At 64.9% G+C, this 22,273-nt stretch carries 14 protein-coding genes; 2 read left to right on the top strand and 12 right to left on the bottom strand.

The window, feature by feature from the left end; translation table 11 throughout:
• Nucleotides 1–112: 112 nt before the first annotated feature.
• The 6 genes from CXY70_RS12055 to CXY70_RS12030 form a co-directional block, all read right to left on the bottom strand.
• Nucleotides 113–1,087 carry a hypothetical protein gene (locus CXY70_RS12055; protein WP_104192594.1) on the bottom strand — a complete coding sequence of 325 codons (975 nt, stop codon included), beginning with the start codon at nucleotides 1,085–1,087 and terminating at the stop codon, nucleotides 113–115.
• A complete protein-coding gene (locus CXY70_RS12050; protein WP_104192593.1) occupies nucleotides 1,087–1,710 on the bottom strand; it encodes a low molecular weight phosphatase family protein in 624 nt (207 codons plus the stop codon). The genes CXY70_RS12055 and CXY70_RS12050 overlap by 1 nt, the downstream gene beginning before the upstream one ends.
• Nucleotides 1,707–3,143, bottom strand: coding sequence for a polysaccharide biosynthesis tyrosine autokinase (locus CXY70_RS12045; RefSeq protein ID WP_104192592.1), 1,437 nt, complete (start codon nucleotides 3,141–3,143; stop codon nucleotides 1,707–1,709). The genes CXY70_RS12050 and CXY70_RS12045 overlap by 4 nt, the downstream gene beginning before the upstream one ends.
• 104 nt (nucleotides 3,144–3,247) lie before the next feature.
• Nucleotides 3,248–3,772: a hypothetical protein gene (locus tag CXY70_RS12040; protein WP_104192591.1), complete on the bottom strand. Its 525-nt coding sequence runs from the start codon at nucleotides 3,770–3,772 to the stop codon at nucleotides 3,248–3,250.
• A gap of 83 nt (nucleotides 3,773–3,855) precedes the next feature.
• On the bottom strand, nucleotides 3,856–5,652 hold the full coding sequence (locus tag CXY70_RS12035; RefSeq protein ID WP_104192590.1) for a DUF4012 domain-containing protein: 1,797 nt from the start codon (nucleotides 5,650–5,652) through the stop codon (nucleotides 3,856–3,858).
• A 30-nt stretch (nucleotides 5,653–5,682) separates the two neighbouring features.
• Nucleotides 5,683–7,125, bottom strand: coding sequence for a polysaccharide biosynthesis tyrosine autokinase (locus CXY70_RS12030; RefSeq protein WP_104192589.1), 1,443 nt, complete (start codon nucleotides 7,123–7,125; stop codon nucleotides 5,683–5,685).
• 161 nt (nucleotides 7,126–7,286) lie between these two features.
• Between CXY70_RS12030 and CXY70_RS12025 the strand changes: the two genes are divergently transcribed.
• Both CXY70_RS12025 and CXY70_RS12020 read left to right on the top strand, forming a co-directional pair.
• On the top strand, nucleotides 7,287–8,141 hold the full coding sequence (locus CXY70_RS12025) for a CPBP family intramembrane glutamic endopeptidase (RefSeq protein ID WP_104192588.1): 855 nt from the start codon (nucleotides 7,287–7,289) through the stop codon (nucleotides 8,139–8,141).
• Between the two features lie 220 nt (nucleotides 8,142–8,361).
• Nucleotides 8,362–8,670 (top strand): ATP-dependent DNA ligase, encoded by a 309-nt coding sequence (locus CXY70_RS12020; protein ID WP_104192632.1) that lies wholly within the window; start codon nucleotides 8,362–8,364, stop codon nucleotides 8,668–8,670.
• 183 nt (nucleotides 8,671–8,853) lie between these two features.
• Here CXY70_RS12020 and CXY70_RS12015 read toward each other — a convergent pair whose 3' ends face one another.
• The 6 genes from CXY70_RS12015 to CXY70_RS11990 form a co-directional block, all read right to left on the bottom strand.
• A complete protein-coding gene (locus tag CXY70_RS12015; protein ID WP_104192587.1) occupies nucleotides 8,854–9,393 on the bottom strand; it encodes a sortase in 540 nt (179 codons plus the stop codon).
• A 285-nt stretch (nucleotides 9,394–9,678) separates the two neighbouring features.
• A complete protein-coding gene (locus CXY70_RS12010) occupies nucleotides 9,679–10,308 on the bottom strand; it encodes a thymidine kinase (RefSeq protein WP_104192586.1) in 630 nt (209 codons plus the stop codon).
• Complete coding sequence (locus tag CXY70_RS12005) at nucleotides 10,308–11,714, bottom strand: hypothetical protein (protein WP_104192585.1); 1,407 nt, start codon at nucleotides 11,712–11,714, stop codon at nucleotides 10,308–10,310. Before CXY70_RS12005 ends, CXY70_RS12010 begins: the two co-directional genes overlap by 1 nt.
• Nucleotides 11,711–12,931 (bottom strand): sensor histidine kinase, encoded by a 1,221-nt coding sequence (locus CXY70_RS12000; RefSeq protein WP_104192584.1) that lies wholly within the window; start codon nucleotides 12,929–12,931, stop codon nucleotides 11,711–11,713. Before CXY70_RS12000 ends, CXY70_RS12005 begins: the two co-directional genes overlap by 4 nt.
• A 242-nt stretch (nucleotides 12,932–13,173) precedes the next feature.
• Nucleotides 13,174–14,427: an Rv2578c family radical SAM protein gene (locus tag CXY70_RS11995; protein ID WP_233205912.1), complete on the bottom strand. Its 1,254-nt coding sequence runs from the start codon at nucleotides 14,425–14,427 to the stop codon at nucleotides 13,174–13,176.
• Between the two features lie 224 nt (nucleotides 14,428–14,651).
• A complete protein-coding gene (locus CXY70_RS11990; RefSeq protein ID WP_104192583.1) occupies nucleotides 14,652–21,980 on the bottom strand; it encodes a fibronectin type III domain-containing protein in 7,329 nt (2,442 codons plus the stop codon).
• Between the last annotated feature and the right edge of the window lie 293 nt (nucleotides 21,981–22,273).

Genomic DNA, 22,273 nt, shown 5'->3' with positions numbered 1-22,273 from the left:
GGGGTGAGGCTAGTCCCGCGGGCGGCTTCGCGCTGAAATTTGCACGACCTGTGGAGAATTAGGTGGTTACGCCCGGCTGGGCTCCGCGGCCGGCCGGCGCCGAGCAACGCGGCTAGAGCCAGGTTTGGCCAGCGTCGGTGGAGCGCACGACGGAGTCGCCGATCCAGAGCCAGAGCGTGTCGTCGGCGACGGAGATCGCGACTTGGCCGGCCAGGGCCGCGGGTGTTTGCTCGGTCTCGTAGCATCCGGTGACCGTAGGCTCGAGGTCTGCAGTGAGGGCAACGAGGTGCACACCGATGCAGTGAGCGGGTGTAACGGAGCTGGTGGTAGTCGCGACAGCCAGGTAGCCGGTGGGCGTGGCGGTGAGAGTGACTATTCCGGCGACGGTGACCGGGGGTGACCAGGTGGCCGCGGCATCCGTTGTGGCGAATAATCGGCCGTCAACGCAGAGTACGGCTGCGGAGTCGGTCTCGGTCGGGCTCGCAGCGAGGGTAACAATAGCGTCGCACGGCGCCGGGGCCAGTCCCTCGGGGCCGTGCACCGTGGCGCGGTCTGCGGGGTCGACGTACCAGGCTGGTTCGAGCTCGTCGGGGTAGCTGGAATAGTTCTCGCCCCCGATGAACGTCTTGACGAACTGCGGGGCGCAGTCTTCTTCGTCGAGGCCGACGAATTCGGCGACCGATTCACTCTGGGCGTTGATGGTTTGCAGGGCGGTGACCCCGGTGAGTGCAGTGGCGTTGCTGGTGGACCAGCTGGCACCGGAGTCGACGCTGAGTTCGGGAGACGCTGCGGTGGCCGGGCAGGCTCCGGTCGTGGCTCGCCAGGCCGCAGTGGCGGAGACGGCAGAGATCAGCCGGGAAGACGGCACGGGGCTGACCGAGGGCGCCAGGGTGCGAGTGGGCGTGGGAGACGGCGTAGCGCTCGGGGTGGGGACAACGGATGCGATTGGCGCCGGCGTCGAAGACGCGCTGACGGCCGCGTCGACCGAGGTGGAGCTGAGGGCACTCATGATGAGCACGGCGTCGATCAGCACGAACAGGCCGACGGCGGAGTAAGCGAGGACACGACGACGAGCTGACTGCGGCATCAGGCTCCTGCCGCCACGAGGGCCGCGGTGATGGCGGTGACGGAACCGTTGATGGCCACCGCAGCGCGGGCGTACACTGCCGCGGACTGCCGGTAGGGGTCATCGACGTCGTCGAGAGTGGGCGGCGTGGGCGACGGGTGGAGTCCGCGGGTCGCGGCGACCGAGGCGATATAGGCCGGGAAATCGAGGGATGGCGGGGAGTCGGTTTGCGGCACCGGGATAACGGTCTCGACCAGCGGATTTGAGGCGTCGGCCTGGCTCACCAGACGAGCGAACTGGTTCAGGGTGAAGGTGTAACGCGTGGCCTTAGGCAACAGGGTGACGACGTCACGACGATGGTCCCGCGTGGCGGTCAGCACGAGGTCGGCATCAGCGATGAGCTGCTCGGTGAGTTGCCGAGCGACGTGTTCGGTGCTCGCGGCCCCGTACTCTACCGACAGCGCGGCAGCCTCTGGGGTCATAGCGCTACCGGTCATGGCGTGGGTCCCGGCGCTCGTGACCACGGCCTTGATTCCAGCGGCAGCGAGACTTTGCCGCAGCAGTTGCTCGGCCAGCGGCGACCGACAGATGTTGCCGGTGCAGACGACGAGGATGCGTACGGGGAGGCCTTCAGCGGGGGTCATGCTTTGGACCTCGATCGGCGGGAGTAGTTGGGAGCGACTACGTCGGGGGCCCGACCGACGTCACCGTAGGTATGGCCGTAGCCATACTGGCCATAGTGGCCGTAGCCATAGGCATCGGGTCCTTTAGTGGGCAGCATGGTCATGACGACGCCGCTGATCGGAGCGCCCACCTTGTCGAGAGCCGCGATGGCTCCCTTGAGCTGGTTCTTCTGGGTGCGACCAGCGGCGACGATGAGAATGGCGCCGCCGACGCTCTTGGCGAGGATGGCGGCATCCGTTACCGGAAGCAGCGGCGGGCAGTCGAAGATGACGACGTCGAAGGTGGCGTTGAACTGCTCGATGATCTGCGCCATGCGCGACGACCCGAGTAGTTCGCTCGGGTTGGGCGGGATGTGCCCGGCGGGCAGCACGAACAACTGACCGCGACCCCACGGCTGGATGACGTCTTCAATCTCGGCGCGACCGACGAGCACGTCGGTGAGTCCGACGCCGCCCTCGATGTTCATGTAGTCGGCGACGCGGGGCTTGCGCAGGTCGGCGTCGACGAGCAAAACGCGAGCGCCGGCATCCGCTAGCGAAATGGCGAGGTTGGCGCTCGTGGTGCTCTTGCCCTCACTGCCGATGGAGGAGGTGACGACGAACGCGCGGTCCACCCGCTCCACGTCGAGGTATTGCAGGTTGGTGCGCAGAGTGCGGAAAGACTCCGCGCGTGGGCTGCGCGGGTCGGCGTGCACGATGAGCGGGCGCTCGGCGGCTTTCGGGTCGAACACGATGCCGCCGATGATGGGCAGATCAGTGGTCTGCTCCACGTCGCGCTGGCTGCGAATGCGGGTGTCAAGCGTCTCGCGCAGCACCGCGATGCCTATGCCGAGGGCCAGACCCACGAGGGCGCCGAGCGCGATGTTGAGGGGAACGTTCGGGGCGACCGGCGCGGACGGCACGCTCGCTACCTGCACCCGGGTGAGTTTCACCGAAGGTGCCCCGGTGACTTTGTCGCGCTGCTCGATCTCTTGCACGCCGACGGCGAGGCTCTCGGAGACCGCGTTAGCGATGTCAGCGGCGCGGCGCGGGTCGGCGTCGGTGACGGCAATGTCGATGATCGAGGTGTCGAGCGGCGCCGACACGGTGATGTTCTCGGCCAGTTCGGCTGACGTCTGGTCGAGTCTAAGCGTCTCGATGACCGGCAGCAGCACCAGCGGCGTGACGGCGATACCGGAGTAGGTCTTGACCCGAGCCACCGTGAAGCTCGCGCCCTGCACGAGGTCGCTCGTGGTGCCGCTCGACTGCGTCGACACAAACACCCTGGAGGTAGAACTGAAGGTGGGCGTTTGCAGGATCGAGAAAACGGATGCGGCCGCGACGGCCACGAGGGTCAGCGCCACGATGAGCATCCAACTCTTCTGAAGGATACGGATGTAGTCGCGGAGTTCCACGCTGCTACCTTTCGTTGCGATACAAAGCTGCCAACAGGTAGCTTGACACAGATCGGGCCGCTTGGTTGCTCAAGCGGCCCATGACCAGATAGTGGACAGTCGAATCAGGCGATGGCTGCGCGGCGGCGCACGGTGACGCGCAGGGCGATGACGAGGCCCAGGCCCAGCACCAGGGCGCCGACGGCACTGTAGATGAGGGCGGAGGGAACGTCGAATCCGGCGGTGGCGAGGCCAGCTCCGTCGGCGGCAATGACAGTGATCGTGGACGTACCGATATTCTGCGAGCTGAGACCGATTGCGGTGATCGTGTAAGAGCCGGTCGCGTCGTTCGGCAGCGTGACCTTGAGGTCGAGGGCGCCAGCGCTCGTGGCCGTCTTCTCAGTGTTGATGGTGGCGGCCCTCAGCGTAGCCACGGTGACCGAGCCTTCACCGGAGACGGCGATGGAGACCTTTTCACTGTCGGTGAAGGCGCCGTCATTGAACGCCACGGTGACCGTGCTGCCTGCGGTCTGGCTGCCGGAGACGGTGACGAGGTCGGCAGCGACGTAACCGGCGGCGTGGGCGGCAACCGGCCCCGCCAGAACGGCGATTGCAGCGAGCGCGAGCGTGGCAAGAAGTTTTTTCAGCAAGGTGAATCCCCCATAGTGCGTTGGTACCTCTGATCGCCTGAAATCGCGGCGTTCTGCGATCGCTAAGGTCGCCCATGGCGACCCTAACAAGTGAAGTCTAGTGATGCGGTGTCGTTCAGCGCGATCAACGGTGTGCTGCGCAGCTCGAGCTGGCCGGTAAAGGGCTCGGGGCCCAGCCAGTTGAAGCGCAACACGGTGCTCTCGCCGGGTGCCAGTTCAATGCCGATTGAGCTCACCGGGTACCCGGCATCAGCAGCGGGATGGTACGGCACTTCGACGCCGTCACGGGTGAGTCCGAGGTTTTGCACTTCGGGGGTGCCGTAGCCGGCGACCAGGGTCTTGATGTTGCCGGGGGTTATACCGAAGACGCCGCCACCGGTGACGTAGGCCGGGAGGCTGGTCGCGGCATCCGCTGGGGCAGTGTTGGTGAGGGTCACTTCGAGCGCGTACTGCGGGCGCAGGTCCTGGCGGCAGGTCTGCTGGCCGATGGCCGTCTGCACGTCGAGGTAGAGGTCCATTTTGGAGCCGGTTCCGTCGTTCAGGTAGAGCCCGAACCGATTGGTTTCGTCGTCGCTGACCGGCCTCGGGCCGGCCAGGGTGGTGTCGCCGAGAATGGCTTGCTCGGCATCATCGGCATTCCAGACCAGCACCCGGTTCTCGGCGGCGGCGCGGGCGAGCGCCCCGATGAGCTTGGTCGGGTCGGCCTTGCCGCTTTTGACGGCGTCAAACACGGCGCCGGCGGCGGCCGCGAAAAAGATGTCTTGCTGCTTCGGGTCGTCATACCGCGCGTACACGTCGCTCAGCAGCAGCTGCACGGCGTTGCCGGCATTGAGCTCGTCGCCGGTGGCGAGGGTGATCGGGCCCGTGGCGTCGAGCAGATAGCTGAGCGCGACCGGGTCGATCGACAGCACACCATTGGCTTCCACGCCGAATTCAAGGCGCCACATTTCGCGGGCGAGCGCACCGGTTTGCGCAAAGTCGGGGGTCATTGAGACGTTCTGAATGAACTGCCCGGTGATGTCGCCGTAAATACCGCGGATCTCGTCGCCGAGGGGCAGCACCGAGGCGGGGTATTGCGGGAAAGAGGTGGAGCTGGCCTGCTGGGTGAGTTCGATGCTGCCGTTATCGGTGTGGAGCAGCGCGAGCGCGCCGGGGATGCCGCCGGTGGAACGCAGTTCCGCCGGGTTTTGGAACAGCAGAATGTAGTTGCGCGGCCCCGTGGCCCCGAGCATCGCCGGCAGCAGGGTCACTGCCCGGTTCATGCCGTCGACCGTGGCCGAGGTTTCAACGGTGACGGTCTGCAGCCGGGTGACGGCGCCGCGCACGACGTCGAGCACGTCGTCGGTCTCAATGGCGTTCACGTTCGTAGCCGCGCGGGCCAGGGCCGTATCGGCAGCCGTCACTGCTGGCTGCGCATCGAGCAGCGGTTGCAGGGCAATTGCACCGTCGACGGGCTTGAAATCGGTCAGATCGAGATTGCCGGCTAGCGCAGTGAGGGGGGTGACGGCGTTCTGGGCGACGTCGTCGACGACCGCAGCCAGTTGGCGCACGGCCACGAGGTTGGAACCGAGAAAGGGCAACAGCTCGTAGGTGCGCCAGACCGGGTCGCTTGAGCGTGACCGGGCGGTGTCGGCGTACTCGCCCAGCCGCGCAGCGGTCCGGGCAGCGGCCTCACCGTCACCGGCGACAATTTGGTCTTTGATGCTCTCGGCCAACGGAACCGCAGCCTCGAGAGCGTCCTTGGCCTGCAGCCCTCGAATGCCGACCCAGGCGGTGGCCGCCACCACGATGACGAGCAGTCCAAGCACGACGAACCCTACGATGATTCGTGTTCGCGAGCGTTTCGGGGGCGCGGCGTGGGCCGAGTGCGAAGAGGACATTGCCTTATTCAAGCAGAGCTTGGAGGCCGGTTACTTGACGCGCGCGCCGCGCGCGCGAGCCGGTGCGGAATCCACTGGAAGAATCGGCTCGGCCGACTCAGCATTCGTGTCGCCGTAGGAATAGCCGTACCCGTAGTGACCGTAACCGTAGGCGTCTGGCCCGCTGGTGGGAAGCATGGTGAGCACGAGGCCCGAGATGGGGGCGCCGATGTTGTTGAGGGCGGCAATAGCCCCCGTGAGCTGGTTCTTGTGCGTGCGCCCGGCAGCAACGACAACGAGTGCGCCACCAACGTTTTTGGCGAGGATGGCGGCATCCGTCACCGGCAGCAGCGGCGGTGCATCGAAAATGACCACGTCGAAGGCCCGGTTGAACTCGGTGATGAGTTGCGTCATGCGCGTGGAGCCGAGCAGCTCGCTCGGGTTGGGCGGCACGTGGCCAGCCGGAAGCACGAACAGCTGAGCCTTGCCCCAGGGCTGGATAACGTCGGCCAGGTCGGCGCGGCCGATGAGCACGTCGGTGAGACCTACGGCCCCCTCCACGTCCATGTAGTCGGCGACCTTGGGGCGGCGCAGGTCGGCGTCAACGAGCAGAACGCGCGATCCGGCATCGGCGAGAGCAATGGCGAGGTTGGCACCGGTCGTGCTCTTGCCCTCACTCTCGATTGACGAGGTGATGACAAAGGACCGGTCGACCCGGCCCACGTCGAGAAACTGCAGGTTGGTGCGCAGCGTACGAAACGATTCGGCGCGGGGGCTACGCGGGTCGACGTGCACGATGAGCGGGCGGTCTTTGGCCTTGGGGTCGAAGACGATGCCGCCGAGAATGGGAAGGTCGGTGAGCTGCTCGACGTCGCGGGTATTGCGAATGCGGGTCTCGAGGGTTTCGCGCAGCACCGCAATGCCGATGCCGAGGGCTAGACCGACGAGCGCCCCGAGGGCGATGTTGAGCGGCACGTTGGGGCTGACCGGAGCGGTCGGAACTGTCGCTTGCTGCGTGAGCGTGAGTTTGACTGGCGAAGTCGCGTCGGTGAAGTCGGGAGTCTCAATATCTTCGACGACGAGGGTGAGGCTGCCCGAGATGGCGTTGGCCGTGTCAGCGGCTCTACCCGGGTCGGTGTCGGTGACGGTGACATCGATGATCGAGGTTTCGAGCTGCGCAGCGGCAGCGACCTTCTTGGCCAACTCCTGGGTCGTAATTCCGAGGTCGAGGCTGGCAATGACGGGCAGCAACACGATCGGTGTGGTCACGAGCTCAGAATAGGTCTTCACTCGCGCCACCGAGAAGTTATTGCCTTGGGCGAGGTCGGCGGTGGACCCGCTCGACTGCGTCAAGATGACCACCTTGGAGGTGGCGCTGTACTCCGGAGTCTGCAGAATTGAATAAGTGGATGCCGCACCCACAGCCACCAGCGTGCACAGCACGATGAGCACCCAGCTCTTGCGCAGAATGCGAATGTAATCGCGTAGTTCCATGCGGCGCCGATCCCCTCGTAATCAGGGATGACAGCCCCTGATACGGTACGTACTTCACTGCACGAACGCGGGGTTCCCCTCATCTGAGGGTACCGAACTTTGACCGTCGCGCCGACCGGCGCCTGGACCGGTAGTTTGTAGGTGATGGGGAGCGTGATTTTATGGGGGCATTAGTTCAGCCGGTAACCCGGCAATCGAACCTGCTGATGCCCGCTGGCATCGGGATCGTGGTGGCCATGGTGCTGCTGGTGTCGGTCGGCGCCACGGTTTTCGACGACCCGAACGTGGCTCTCCTTTTGGGCTACCTCTGCGTCTGGGTTCCGCTGCTCGCGGCGATCGGAGTGACCGGGGTCTGGATCGCGAAGGTTTCGGCCCCGGCTGGTTCGGGCGGCGGCTCCATCGTGCGCCTGCTGCGGCTCTCGATTCGGCCGATCGATCTGGTCTGGGGACTCGCGGCGGGCCTCCTGGCCCGCACGGTCGCGAGCCTGATCGAGATCGGGGTGTACGGCAGTATGGGCACAACGGGGGCCACCTTCGGCGAGACCGTTTATGACTTCTGGTGGCTGTTTGGTGCACTGCTGGCCCCGGTGCTGCTTGCCCCCGTCGTCGAAGAGCTCTTCTTTCGCGGCCTCGTTCTTCGCGCAGTTTACGAACAGGTGGCGGCTGCTCGCGGACGAAAAAACGGCAATATTGTCGACACGCCGAGTTCGACGTCACTTGTGCCCGGCGTTTCGCAAATCGACCGGTCTGACGCACCGGATGCTCGCCGGCAGAGCGCAGGCGGCGCGGCCGGGGCGATCGCGATTGCCGTGAGTGGCCTGACGTTTGCGCTCATGCACCTGGTGACCATCGATGTCGGCAGCACCGACGCCATCGTGGTGGTCGGAATGTCGACCCTGATTTTCGGGATGGCTGCGGCATCCGTTTCGCTGGCGACCGGGCGGATCGGTGGCGCGATCATCGCGCACGTCACTTTCAACAGTCTCGTGATCGTGCCAGCACTAGTCATTATTTGACGATCTGCGTGCCGGCAGGCCGTAGCACTGTCAGACCGATCTGACTGTCCCCAGAATTGGGGCTCGGTTCTAACAAACTACGCGAAGTACTTTGCGTCGGAGTTCACTAGGATCGTCAGCGCATGGCAATTATCGCTCCCGTTTTGGGAACGAAACCCGTGGTTGTATGCGACTCGGCCTGCCGTTCGCGTTCGCCGATGAACCAGCGCGAGGCACAATAATGGGCAAGTTCACGTACGACTCGAGTATCACCGTCGATTTTGACGATCGAGTACTCGCGCATATTCAACTCGTGATCGGCGCCAAACTGCGCCGCGGTGAATCGTTCTATTTCTCCTGGCGCGACGACCCCTTCGTTGGGGGAGGCCGCAGCACCGTCTGGGTGCACCCCGGCATTTCTTTGGTCTATAAGTACTTCGGCAGCAAGTCGCCGGTACTTAACCGCGACTGGGTCGAGGCACTGTCGCTCTCGGCCAATTCCGCGACTGGTCTGCAGATCGTGACGGAACCGGCGCAGCGCACCCTCTAACGCGGCGGTTGGCCCAACGTATGCCCGGCCCGCTCAACTTTTCCCTGGCCGGGCTTTTTTGTGCCCGCACAGCGGCGCCGCGGGGTTGCGAGGCGGCAGTCGCTTCAGGCATGCAAAACGCCCCGACTCCGCTGAGAGTCGAGGCGTTTTGCCCAGCGGCCAGGGGCTGCCCGGCGAAGCTAATTACGCGGCAGCGTGCTGGCGACGAACCGAGATGCGCACGGCGACGAGAGCAGCACCGAGGATCAGGAGGCCAGCGGCACCCCAGATGACGAGCACCGGAGCGTCGAAGCCAGTGGACGCGAGGCCCTTGGCGGCAGCCCCGGCATCGGCGGCAGTCACGGTCAGTACAGCGGTTCCCACGTTGCCGGAGGAAGCTCCCTTGGCGGTCACCGTGTAAACGCCCGTGGCGTTCTGCGGCACGGTGATGACAGCGGAGGCGGCGCCGACAGCGGACGCGGTCTTGGTGACCGTGTTGGAGAGGGCAGCCTTGACGACGCTCAGGGTCGCGGCGGGGGTTCCTTCAGCCGTGAAGCTGACCTCTTCCCCATTGTTAAACGCCGTGGCCGCGAAAGACACCGTGGTGGCCGAGCCGGGAGCCGGTGTGGAGTCGGTGACAGTGGTGAGGCTAGCGGCCACGTAGTCCGCAGCGTTTGCTGCGGGCACGAAGGCGAATACGGCGATGACGGCGAGTGCCGCAGTAGCCAGGCTTTTCTTGAACATAAGTGAGGGTCCCCCCGGGTAGTCGAACGGCTGATACGTCGAAATTGACGCGTCCCGGCATATCGTCGTGAAATACCTAGGCGACTCTCAGATTAGCGGGCTGATTGGTGCAATACACAATCCACTTCGGTCCTATTTCGCCAAATCGGTGTAGAAACGCGGATAAGTCCCTGAAGTGGGGGTACGCGAAGCGGGTTCAGACGTCGCGTGCCGTTCCGTCAGGCCCGAACGCGTCAAGGTCAGCGCGACGGCGCAATCGTCGTGAGAACGAGCGCTCCGCAGGCCTTATTCGGGTGCTGGCCGGCTGCGATTGTTCAGCACGCCGTGACTCTCCTCGAGGTAGCACGTTCCGCAGAGTGACTCGTAGGTGACTTCTTCGCCATCGATGGCCACCTGGTCGCCGTCGAACACGAAGACGCCGTCGATCTTGCGACCGTTGAACACGGCCTTGCGCCCGCAACGGCAGATGGTCTTGAGCTCTTCGAGGCTATGGGAAACTTCGAGCAGGCGGCGGCTGCCGGGAAAAGCGACGGTCTGAAAGTCCGTGCGGATGCCGTAGGCCAGCACGGGCACGTTCTCCAGAATTGCGATGCGCAGCAGGTCATCGACCTGGGTTTCGGTGAGAAACTGAGCCTCATCGAGCAACAGGGCGCTCACGTCCCTGCCCGACCTTTTCAGACCCTGCGCGCGGTGCTGCGCGAACACAGCGTAGGCATCCGTCTCGGGGGTGAGCAGAAAATCGACGGTTCGGGCGACGCCGAGGCGGGAGAGAATGCCGCGGTCGCCCTTGGTGTCGACGCTCGGCTTGGCCAGCAGCACGTGGTGGCCGCGTTCCTCATAGTTGTAAGCCGCTTGAAGCATGGACGTGCTTTTGCCGCTGTTCATGGCGCCGTATCGAAAGTACAGTTTCGCCATTATTTGATGCCTTTGGTCGTGGTGCGTTCAGCATTAAATTCTAGCGTGAGCAACGGATGCTGGCTGGTCACCCGCACCCGAGTGAAAACGGCGCGCAGCACGCTGAGGTACGGGCGCAAGGCGCGGCGGCGCTGGTGTGGCGGTAGAGAGATTACGACCTGGATGGTGATGGTATCGACAGCGCGATCATCGCGGCGGGGTCGTGTCTGGGAATGCAGCTGCGCTTGAGCACGCGCCTGGGTACGGGCCTGGGCGGCCGCCTGCTCCTGGGCTGCGGTGACGATGGCGATGGTCGTGGTGTCGGTGGCCGGCGTGGGAAGTGCTCCGCGCAATCCGAAGGCCTGGGTGACCAAGGCCGTATCGGTCGGGGCGTCGCCGGATCCGTCGATCTGCACGATCAGGCTGGTCGGGTCGAATCCCTTCAGGGTGCAGAGGGCCACGATCATGGCCCCAGCGGCGGCGCGCTGGTCGGAGTCGAAAGCGGTCGCGCGGCGGTCGGGGTCGGCGATGACGCAGAGCGGGTTGAGGCCGCGCTCGGTGAGGCCGATGCGTTCGCGGCCGATGAGGTCGTCGAGCCAGGTGTGGTCGACCTCGGCCACGAGCACCCGCCGCACCTGGAAAGCGAGGGAGCGTGCGCGTTTGATGTCGGCGGCGGTGAGTTCCTGCCGAGCGAGAACGTCGGCCAAGAACGGGAGCACATCGGCGCCGAGATTGGTCAGGCGATGATCCACCACCTCATGCGCTAAGGGGCCGCGACTCTCTTCCGTGCGCGCGCGGATGGCGCGGCGGGCATCCGTCTGCCAGCGGTGAATAGAGTTGACGACCTGTCGAGAGTACGCGGCGGAGGCCAGCCCGGGCGCAAGCACCAGGGTCATGGCGATGATGGCGAACAAAACGGGCGGCGTCTGAATACCGAGGAACGGTGACTGGACCAGGGCCGTGATGCCCACTACTGCGGCGGAGCAGACGCCGAGCACGAGGATCTCTTTCCACGGCCGGAACGGCGCGAGGGCCAAGAGCAGCAGGCCGAGTCCGATCGGGGCGAAGTCGTCCTGAATCATTCCGTTGAACTGCCAGGTACTCACCGCGGCGAGCAGGTGCGCCACAAGCCCCAGGGCCACGATCACGATGGCGCGGATGCGGGTGAACGGGGCCAGATCGGGGCGGGCGGCCCAAGCGAGCACGGCGGCCGCGATGATGAGCACCGCAACGGATGCCACCGCGAGCTCTCCGAGCGCAATCTCATGCACTCGGGAGATCGTCGCGACGACGGCGTAGGTGACGACGATGGCGGAGATAACCGGAGCGAGCGGCCAGACGGCGAGGCCTCCGATCGGGTCGAGCCGCTGCTGCGACGCGGATGCCGGCGCGCGCGGCCGACGCGGAGTGGGAGTCGCGCGGGTCATACGGTGGGCCGTTTGATGCGGTCCTGGGGGTGTATCTGTGCCGCCGGCACCGTCAGACGCACGTTCGTGCCGGCGCCCGGGCGGCTCCAGATCAGCACGGATCCGCCAAGTTGTTCAATGCGTCGCCGCACGGACTGGCGGAGACCCAGGCGGTCGGACGCAGATTCCGATTCGGTGAAGCCGCGGCCCGCATCCGTTATGAGCAGTGAGATAGTGCTCAGGTCGGATTCGACGGCGACCTCGGCGGAGGCGACTCCGGCGTGCAGGATGACGTTGACGAGGCAGTGCTGTACGGCGAGGCCGACGTCGCGGTCGCTGCCGGCGTCGAGACGAGCGAGGGCGTCGCGGTCGCCGGTGACCTCGACGACGAGTCCGCGGTCACGGCAGCGTTCGATGGCGGTGTACACGGCGCTGGAGAGCCAGACATCGCTGTACAACTTCTCGGTGTTGGTTGGTTGCGCAGCCGTGTTGGTGCGGGCATCGATGTCGGTGAGCCAGTTGGTGTCGTGCAGGGTGGTCAGGGTGTAGTTGAGGCTCGCGGTGAGGCCCGGTGAGAGCGGCCCGGGCTCGGCGAGCGACAGCGCCACGAGCTGAGCCACAGTCGTGTCGTTGAGCAGGGCGATGGCACGGGTATCGAGGGCGTCGCGCAGCTGCCGGTTGGCGCCGTCTTGCACTGCGCGGTGGATTGCGGGCTGGGCGGCGTTGCTCGCGCGACGGTCGATTCCGGCGAGCACCATTGCACCGACGAGCACAAGGTAGGTGCACAGGGTGAACAGGTCGGGCCGGTACGGCACGGTGGTGATCAGGATAGCGAGGAAGGCGGCGGCCTCGGCGAGGATGAAGGCGGCAGTGCTCCAGAGCACGCCGCCGACGGCGGTTATTCCGGCGCCGCCGACCATGATGAGCGCCATCTTGGGCATAGCAACGAGAAACATATTCGACGCGGGAAATACGTTCGGAACGCTGAGCACTGTCGTGGTGAAGATGTAGACGCCGAAGGTTCCCACGACAAGATAAGCGATCGCGAATGCAATGCGGCGACGCCGGGTGAAGAGCACGAGCAGGGCGCCCATCGCAACGACGACCGCGACTGTCACCCAGAGTTCAGGACTGTTCAGGCTGAGGATCGCAACCGACACGGCTGCCGCCATGAGGCAGGTCAGCGCAAACCAGTGCGCGGCCCGCGCGAGGGCGCGCGTGAGCGTCAGCTGGACCAAGTGGCCCGGTAACCCTAGAGACATATTTCCCCCGGGCTAAGTATGCCACCGGGGGTGGGTGGGGTTGGGGGGTTGGCGGTCGACGGCGGTTGGGCGGGGGCGGTCGGGGTAGTTCGAGGGGTGGTTGAGCGGTGGGGGCGGTTGGCGTTGAGGGCATCCGCTCGCCGGGCCCACCTTATGGCACCGGGCCCAGTTTCTAAGCTGGGCCCACGGTCCGGGCCCGGGCCCCGTCTAGAACGGAGTCAGAACAGGGTCGGCGCCAGATCGGGCGGAAGCTCCGCCGCAATCAGCGATCGGGGCGCCTCCGCACTCTGGGCCCACCTTATGGCCCCGGGCCCAGCTTCTAAACTGGGCCCACGGCCCGGGCCCGGGCCCCGTCCACCTGCCGGGCGCCCTCCACCTGCCGAGCCCCTTCCACTTGACGCGGCCGGCAGACGGGACGAGTCCGGGCGCGGCGCGGGCGTGCGGGAGACGGACGTCGGCACCCTCTCGGGAGAGGCCGGAAGGGCGCTCGACCGCAAGCCACCGGTGGCTGGGTCGACGATCCCCCGCTCCAGCCCGTGCGCACGAATGAGCGGTTTGATGCGGGCGGCGAGCCAGGTGCGGTACTCCTTGGGCGCGTATTGGCCGCCCGCGTAGAGCTCAAGGTAGCGACCGACCAGCTCCGGATGCTCGCGCGCCAGCCACAGCAGGTACCAGTCCTTGACGGCGGGCTTGAGATTGAGTCCCGAGTAGAGCACGCTCGTGGCGCCGGCAGCCTTGGCCCGCCGCAGGGCCTCGTCGAGGTGAGCGCGGGTGTCGGTGAGAAAGGGCAAAATCGGCATGAGAAAGACGCCGCAGTCGAGACCGCGTTCGCGCACCGCCGTGACCGTGGCGAGGCGCGCCTTGGTGGTGGGGGTTCCGGGCTCGACCGACTGCTGCAACTCGTCATCGTAAATTGCGATCGACATGGCCAGGTCCACCGGAACGTGTTCGCTCGCCTCCACGAGCAGGTCGAGGTCGCGGCGCAGCAGCGTGCCCTTGGTGAGAATGGAGATGGGCGTCTTGCTGTCGGCGAGGGCCGCAATAATGCCGGGCATGAGGCGATAGCGCCCCTCCGCGCGTTGGTAGGGGTCGGTGTTGGTGCCAAGGGCCACTGGATGCCGGCCCCAGGTCGGCTTGGCGAGTTCTTTTCTCAAGACCTCGGCCACGTTGACCTTCACGATGATCTCGCTGTCAAAATCTTTGCCGGCGTCGAGGTCGAGGTACTGGTGCGTGGTGCGCGCAAAGCAGTAGGTGCAGGCGTGCGAACAGCCACGGTAGGGGTTGATCGTGTAGCCAAACGGCATGGCGCTCTGACCGGGAACATGGTTGAGCGCCGACTTGCAGAGGATCTCATGGAACGTGATTCCCGCGAACTCGGGCGTCTGTACACTGCGCACGAGGTTATTCAGGCGGGCGAGCCCCGGCAGCGCGCCGACCTGTTCAGTTTGTAATTCTTGTGAGCTCCACCGCATGCATCTAGTCGAACACAAGTACTAGTGAAATGCAAGTGCTGCACAATTTATCCGGAGTGAAGCGGATGCCGACGGCCGCACCGCGCGCGGTGCCGCCTCGCGGCACTCGCTCCGGATGCGGGCACCCGTTCCTAGGGGTGCCACGAGCGGTACGGGGTTCCACGAGACGACCCGCCATGCGGCATCCGTCGGCCAACGCGGTGCTGACCGACGGATGCTGTTCCTTAGCGCACCAGACCAGCTCGCCCGCGACGACGCCCGAGGGTCATAGCGGCAGCGCCGAGGGCGATGAACAGACCGGCGAGCAGCGTGAACGGCAGCGGGTCGATACCAGTGTCGGATAGGGCCTTCGCCGCCGGGACGATCGCGGCCGTCAGCGCCGGTTTCGTGGCGGGGGGTGTGACGGCCGGCACTGTGGCGGCAGCAATAGTCACAGTCGACCACCCGACAATGTCGCCGGCCGCGTCGCTGATCGCGATGCGGTGCGCTCCGACCAGCGACGCGGGAACCGTCACCGTTATGGTTCCCGTGGCCGAGGCGGTCTGCCACGACGTGCCGATCGGCGTCGACAGGAACCAGGCGTAGTACTGCTCGCCGGCGTCGAGTCCGCTGATTGTGACCGATTCACTCTGAGTGAGTTCGAGCGTGTCCGGAACGATCGCATTCTCTATGTCCTCACTGAGGTCGTCCTCAGTGGGGGTCGCCGGCAGCGTGCGTACCGCAGCGGAATCCGCCGAGTACGCGCTGCTACCGATGGCGTTCGTTGCCTGCACGGTTGCCGTGTACTCGGTGGCTGCCAGCAAGCCGGCGAACCTGGCGGTTGTCGTGGCGGCATCCGTCGTCTGCTCGGCGATTAGTTCGCTGCCGTGAAAAGCGCGCACGGTGTAGCCGATAAGTGCAGAGCCGCCGGTGCCGGACGGAACCGACCACGTGACGCTGGCTTCGGTCGCCGAGAGAGCGGCGACGGTCGGTGCCGCCGGAACGTCGGGAGTCGTCGCCGGAATGGTGACGGCCGCAGAAAGAGCGGACGCAATGCCGGTTCCGACGCTGTTGATCGCTGCGACGTCGGCCGTGTAGGCGATGCCACGTGCGAGGCCGGCGAAGGTGACCGTGGTGGTTTTCACGGACTTCGTCTCGATCAACGCGGCACCGTTGAACAGACGCACGGTGTAACCGGTTAGGTCAGCGCCGCCGTTATCGGGGGCTGTCCACGAGGCGCTGATCTTCGAAACGGATGCCTGCGCCAGCGACGGCGCAGTCGCAACGTCCGGCACGGTCGCCTTCGTCGTAGCCGCCGCCGAGCGATCGGAGGCGAGCCCCGCGCCGACGGAGTTCGCAGCGAAGACCTCGACCGTGTACGCCGTAGCCCGAGTGAGACCCGAGAAAGTGAAGGACAGGTCGCCCGTTTCCTTAGTGCTGACCAGCGTCGAGCTCTGGAACAACTTCACGGTGTAGCTCGTAACCGCGGTTCCACCGTTGTCAGTGGGAGCCCTCCAAGCCACGGCGATCTCGGTGGCCGAGGGGGCCGTGAGCGTCACCGAGGTGGGAATTCCAGGAATCGTCGTCGGAGTCGAGACGACGGCCGAGCGACCCGAGACCGAATCGCCCCCGATTGCGTTCACGGCCATGACCTCGGCGGTGTAGGCCGTGGCCCGCGTGAGTTTGGCGAAGGTGAACGTGAGGGTGCGGGCATCCGTCGTGGCGGTTTTGACCAAGTCAGCTCCCGCGTACAGGTTCACCCGGTATCCGGTGATCGCGGACCCGCCGTCGTCGACCGGGGTCGACCACGCCACGGCAATCTCGGTGGCCGAAGGCGCTGTGAGTGTCGGCGCGTCGGGAACGCCCGGGACTGCCAGCGGGATAGTGAGCGCCTCCGAATGAGCGGACGCTGCTCCGGAACCGATGGTGCTGGCAGCCGAAACGTTAGCCGTGTACGCGATGCCGCGGGTGAGGCCGGCGAAAGTGACCGTAGTCGTCTCAATGGTCTTCGTCTCGACCAGGGTGCTGCCGCTGAAAAGTTGCACGTCGTAGCCGGTGATCGCTGCTCCGCCGTTGCTCGGCGCAGTCCAGCTGGCCGTGATCTCCGAAACGGATGCCTGCACCAGCGTCGGCGCATCCGCCTTGTCCGGCACGGTCGCCAGCGTCGCCGCTTCCACCGAGCGCTCGGAAACACGGCCGTCGCCGACCGAGTTCGCGGCGAAGACCTCGAACGTGTACGCGGTCGCCCGAGTCAAGCCCGTGAACGTCAGGGCGCCGTCGCGGGCCCCCGCCTGCTCGGTGTCGACTAATTCAGTGCCCTGGAACAGCTTGACCGTGTAACCGGTGATCGGCGTTCCGCCGTCGTCTGCGGGAGCGGCCCACGTCACGGCGATCCGGGTGGCCGACGTGGCACCGATGTTCAGCGTGCCAGGAGCGCCGGGGGCCGTTGTCGGTGTGGAGACCACCGCTGAACGTTCCGACACCGAAGCGCTGCCGATCGCGTTCTCGGCGCTGACTTCGGCGGTGTAAGCCGTGCCCCGGGTGAGACCGGTGAAGGTGAGGGCCAGGGCGTCCGTCGTGTCGGTTTTGACGAGGTCAGTGCCCTGGTAGACGTTCACCCGGTAGCGTGTGATCGGTGTTCCGCCGTCGTCGGGAGCCGTCCAGGCCACGGCGATCTCGGTGGACGAGGGAGCAGTGGCGGTCGGTGCGGCGGGGACGCCGGGGATGGTCACCGGGATGGTGAGGCCCGCGGAGACAGCGGAGGCAGCGCCCGCACCGATGCTGTTCGACGCCGAGACATCGGCCGTGTAGGCGATCCCTCGTAGAAGACCGGCGAAGGTGACCGTGGCGGCGGTTGTGGTCTTCGTCTCGACCAGCGTGCTGCCGTTGAACAGCCGCACGGTGTAGCCGGTTAGGTCGGCGCCACCGTTGTTCGGGGCTGTCCAGGAGGCGGTGACCTTCGAAACGGATGCCGCCTTCAGGGTCGGCGCGGTCGTCGCGTCGGGCACGGTAGCCTTCGTCGTTGCTGCCGCTGAACGGTCAGAGGCAGAGCTGCTACCGACCGCGTTGGTCGCGCTGACCTCGACCGTGTAGGCCGTGGCCCGAGTGAGGCCGGTGAAGGTGAGGGAGCGGGCATCCGTTGTCTTGGTCTCGACCAGCGTTGAACCCTGGTAGAGGTTCACCGTGTAGCCGGTCACCGGAGTTCCGCCGTCGTCGGTCGACGCAACCCACGTTGCTGTGACCTGTGTACTGTCGATGGCGGCGAGGTTGGGCGTGGAGGGAGCGTTCGGCGCTGTGAACGCGATCGTGCTGAGCGTGCCGGATTCAGATTCCGTGCTCGCACCTTGGCTGTTATGTGCGGTGAGCGTGACCTTGTAGTCCGTGGCTTCGGTGAGACCGCTGATCACGGAGGTGAGAACCACGCCGGTCGGAACGGTGCGCACCAGGGTGCTGCCGTCATAAACCTTGACGGTGTAGCCGGTTATGGCTGCTCCGTTGATTGCCGGAGCGGTCCAAGAGATGGTGCCGCCAGTGTAGGTCTGCTTCGAAAGCGTCGGAGCGGCCGGTGCGTCCGGAGCCGTGATCGGGGCCAGAACGGTCAGGGCGGCCTGGTCGGAGGTGTGGGTTTGATCGTTCTGAGTGAAGACCGCTCGGTAGTTCACTGCGGGGTCGCCGTAAGCGGGTGCTGTGACGTTGAGGCTCGTCGAGGTTTGCCAGAAAAGATCGGCCCATTCACCGGTTGCGTCGGTCTGCCATTGAATGGTTGGCAGTGGATCGCCGGAGGCGAAGGCAGTGAAAGTGGCGTTGTATCCACTCTCGATCGACTGATCGGTCGGCTGCTGCGTGACCGCGAAGTTGTTGCTTATAGTCTGTTCGGGCTCGAGAGCGGTTTCGTTTTCGGCGAGCGGGGCGACCGTTTCACTGACTGTGCGCGTTTGGCCAGCCTCAACGGTAATCACGTCGGCGTCGGCGAGGGTGGATTTGCCGTTGTACCAGGTAGTTTTGTGATTCTGGTCGTAGACATAGAGCACGTAGCGGCCCGGTTCGACGGGAGGCATTGTGTAGGTTCCGTCTGCTCGCGTGAAGGTTTCAATGCCGAGCAGCTCGCCACCGGTCGTGGTCGCAGCACCGAATAGGCGCGCTGAAAACCGGGCAAATGCCTCGGTCGGTGCTGTCGCGAGACCAATCTTTGCTCCGGCGATCGGCTTGCCGTCGGAGCCGGTGATGGTGCCGACGATGGCGCCGCCGAGAGTGAGCTGGGCGTCGATGTCGGTGACAGGGTCGACGCCGACTGCGACGGCCGCGGACTGAGCGCCGGTAGCCGCGTTAGCGAACCACTGTGTGACGTACTGGCCCTGGCCATTCTGGTAACGAACGTAGTAGCTGCCCGGAAGCAGCGGCTGCGAGGTGAAATTGCCGTTGAAGTCCGTGGACGTTTGGTTGCTGGACCACCCATTTTGCTGGTCGGTCGAAATGTAGACGGTGACGTTTGAGAGAGGCACGCCGTTATTGGCGGCTGTGACGGTTCCCGAGATGACAGTTCCCGCCACGAGCTGCACGTCTGCGTTGGTCAGACCCTCGGCGGGCACGTCGATGACAGTCTCGGACCGAACATAGGCGCTGGTTGACACAACAAGTTGAGTAGCCCCGGGAGCGCTCATCGTTGCCTCATAGTGTCCATTCGCATCGGTGTTCGCACCGGAACCCGACCAGCCTGAGACGGAGGCGTTGGCCACCGGAGCGCCGGTAGCGGCATCCGTTATTGTGCCGGAAATGGCGATACCGGGTTGCATGGCGGCGTCGATGTCGCTCTTGGGGACACCGTCGATCACGGTGACAGATGTGGCCGATGCGAGGTCAGTTGCGCCGGAGTACCACTGCGTGTGCAACGCGATCTGACGATAGTTGTTGGCATAGCTGTAGCCATCGAACTTCAGGTTGTAGTCACCATCAGGCAGGTCGATGAATGCATAACTGCCGTCGATTCCGAGGTACGCGTAGTACCAGCCATAGGTTTCGCCGACACGAGATGCCTGCACCGTACCGATGGTGATTGCGCTGCCGTTAAGAGCGGATGTCACGGTGCCGCTGATCGAGACCCCCGGCGCGAAGTCGACGTTCTCGGTCCAGCTGCCAGCGCTCACCTTTATGGGGGTTGCGGTGTCAAATGAGGTACCGCTCTGCCACCAGGTTGAGGAGCCGGACGCCTGCAACTGAATCCGGTAGTCACCGGCCGGAAGCCCGGCAGTGCTCCACGTGCGCTGCGAAGACCCAGCGATCGACGAGGGATAGATCGTGAGGAGGGCCTTGTCCTCTGCGCTGTAAACGTACAGATAGACAGAGTTCGAATTCGTCGGCAGGGTGATCGTGCCACGAATTCCGCCGCCCTCGGCGATGACGACATCGGCGGTGTTGTACTCTGCGTTCGCCTTGAGATCGATGGCCGTGGCATCCGTTTGCTTGCCCGACGGGCCGAACCAGCGCTCAGCGAAGAGCGTATCGCCCGAGGCAATTTTGATCATGTAATTGTTCGGGGTGAGCCCCACGAAGGAATACGCCCCGGTTTCATCGAGGGTGACCGTTCTGATCGAGTTTAAGGTGTCGTGGGCTCGAAACAGCATGGCCACGGTGCCAGCCACCGATGCAGCGGACGTCACTGTTCCCGAGATCGTGCCACCGACGAGACCGAAGTCAGCAATAGTGGTCTCGCCATCAGCGACAACAATGGGCGTGGCATCGGCGAGGCTGAAGACGCCGTCGTAATACTGTGTGATCGTGTAGTTCTCAAGAACACGAGCCGTGTACGTGCCGGGTTTGAGGGTGACAGAATACGTTCCGTTGTTCACAAATGCGGTTGCTATGCGTTCTTTGCCGTCGAGGGACAGAATTTCGACCTGGAGATAGGTGCCTGGCGCGGATGCCACGGTACCGGAGATCATAGCCACGGTGATCGTTGCATCGATCCCGGCAAGGTCGCGACCATCATTCGTTGGCAGGTGGAGAACAGTCGCCTCCGCCTTGGTGTCGACGTTATCGAAATACTCCGTGACACTGCCCGCGGTGAACTCCACGGTGTAACTGCCGGCCGGTAGGTCGTGAATCGTGTATCTGCCGTTACTGGTGGATGTGTATTGGGTCACACTGCCGTCGAGGGACTCGGCCTTGACCGAGATGAGGCCGGTGAAGTTTGATGACACGTCGACCGTGCCACTGATGCTGTTTCCGCGATCGATAGTGGCGTTGATGTTTTCGTGGGCATGGGTAACACCGGTAGTGAAGGCCAGCGTGGTGGCGTCTGCAATGGTCGCAGCGTTGTCGTAAAATTCGGCGATGCCCGTGCCCCACCCTGGGCTGAACTGCACGACGAATTCACCGGCGTTCAGATTGCCGAGGGTGTAAGTTCCGTCCGCGCCCGTCACGGCCGAGGGAGAGGTGCCAAAAGGCGACTCTGGACGTGCGGATACGTTCACATCGGCAAGGGGGTTGCCCTGGTCGTCGCGCACTGTGCCGCTGATGGTGTGATCGCCAAAACTCAGCGTGCCATCGATATCCTTGATCGTGTCGCCGACTGCGGCGACGATGGCTTCGGCCGCGCTTCGACTCCCCACGTTGCCAGCGCTGTTCCACCAAAGTTCGCGCGTGTTGCTCTGGGAGGCTGACAGCTGAACATCGTAGGTTCCGGGAAGGACGGCCAAGGTCCAGTCCGTGGTCGATCCTGCGGTCATTTCAACGGGAACGGAGCTGGTACCAGAACCGTACGAGGATCCACTGACGGGCTGAGCCGTAACATAGCCGGTCAGCACCCCGCGCAGTCCGGCGGGCGGGTTCAGGGCACCAGAAAGGATTGCACCGCGCACCACGGGGGTGTCATCAAAGTAGTAGTTTTGCCCGAGCGCGACGCTGACAATATTGGAGTCGACGCGAACGTAGCCGAGAGCATCGTTGGCGACCTCCACGAGGTAGCCGTTTGCCTCAGTCACACTGAACTTGAACGCTCCCGCCGCATCGGTCGTGGCCGTCGCGAACGGATCGGGCTGACCATAGTTGCCCTCGCCAGAAGCTGGCAGGAGCCTGACTGACAGGCCCGCGAGCGGCTCCTTGGTAACGGAGTCGACGAGGCGACCGGAGATCGTCGCGGTGCCCGCGGCCGGAGCTGCGAGAGTCTCGACTGTTCGAGCATCTGGGCTGGGGGCTTCCGTAGCCAACGGCTCAGGAGCAGGGGTTGTCGTCGCAGTCGGCTCGGCACTCGGCTCGACGCTCGGGTCGGTACTCGGCTCGGCTGTCGGCTCGGTTCTGGGTTCGGTCGTCGCCGCGGCTGTCGGCTCGGTTCTGGGCTCGGTCGTCGGCGCGGCACTATCCGTCGGCTCTTCGGAGGGGGCATCCGTAGGAGCCGGGGCATCCGTTGTTGCAGTCGTCCCATCGGTCGGCTCGGCCGTAGCAACAGTGTCGGTCGGTGCCTCGGTGGCGGCGGCGGCACCTACCGCCGAAAATCCGAGTCCGAAAAGCAGTGCGATCGCCGTGCTGAGGGCGACTGCCCTTGAGCGCGCGTCACGAATTGACCGATGTTTAGCCACGAATGTCCCCCGATATGCACCTACAAGTCATAGATGTTTCCAAGAATTTACTTTGGTGCAGCGACCGACCCGCGCGTCAGCCCCACTATGGAGGGCACCCAAAAGGGGTCGTCCGCTTGGTTTCACGTCCTGCGCTCAAACGGATGCTGCGGCGCGCGGCGACTCGTGGCACGCGCTTAGGCGGCCGGCACTGGTTTCAATCACCTGAGTGATTCCCCAGCAGGTGCCGCGAGGAGATTTGCACTCGCGGCACTCGTTCGGGAAGTGGGCACCCGTTCCTCAGGGTGCCACGA

Origin of the sequence: Cryobacterium sp. Y82 (assembly GCF_002929495.1) — a bacterium.
Lineage (GTDB): Bacteria > Actinomycetota > Actinomycetes > Actinomycetales > Microbacteriaceae > Cryobacterium > Cryobacterium serini.
The sequence above is the reverse complement of the archived record's forward strand: the minus strand, read 5'-3'. Positions and strand labels throughout refer to the sequence as shown.

Bases quoted from the DNA above. Each gene is read 5' to 3' on its own strand.
- CXY70_RS12010 (WP_104192586.1), bottom strand. From the start codon at position 10,308: ATGGCGAAACTGTACTTTCGATACGGCGCCATGAACAGCGGCAAAAGC.
- CXY70_RS12005 (WP_104192585.1), bottom strand. From the start codon at position 11,714: ATGACCCGCGCGACTCCCACTCCGCGTCGGCCGCGCGCGCCGGCATCC.
- CXY70_RS12015 (WP_104192587.1), bottom strand. From the start codon at position 9,393: ATGTTCAAGAAAAGCCTGGCTACTGCGGCACTCGCCGTCATCGCCGTA.
- CXY70_RS12030 (WP_104192589.1), bottom strand. From the start codon at position 7,125: ATGGAACTACGCGATTACATTCGCATTCTGCGCAAGAGCTGGGTGCTC.
- CXY70_RS12025 (WP_104192588.1), top strand. From the start codon at position 7,287: ATGGGGGCATTAGTTCAGCCGGTAACCCGGCAATCGAACCTGCTGATG.
- CXY70_RS12050 (WP_104192593.1), bottom strand. From the start codon at position 1,710: ATGACCCCCGCTGAAGGCCTCCCCGTACGCATCCTCGTCGTCTGCACC.
- CXY70_RS12035 (WP_104192590.1), bottom strand. From the start codon at position 5,652: ATGTCCTCTTCGCACTCGGCCCACGCCGCGCCCCCGAAACGCTCGCGA.
- CXY70_RS11995 (WP_233205912.1), bottom strand. From the start codon at position 14,427: ATGCGGTGGAGCTCACAAGAATTACAAACTGAACAGGTCGGCGCGCTG.
- CXY70_RS12055 (WP_104192594.1), bottom strand. From the start codon at position 1,087: ATGCCGCAGTCAGCTCGTCGTCGTGTCCTCGCTTACTCCGCCGTCGGC.
- CXY70_RS12020 (WP_104192632.1), top strand. From the start codon at position 8,362: ATGGGCAAGTTCACGTACGACTCGAGTATCACCGTCGATTTTGACGAT.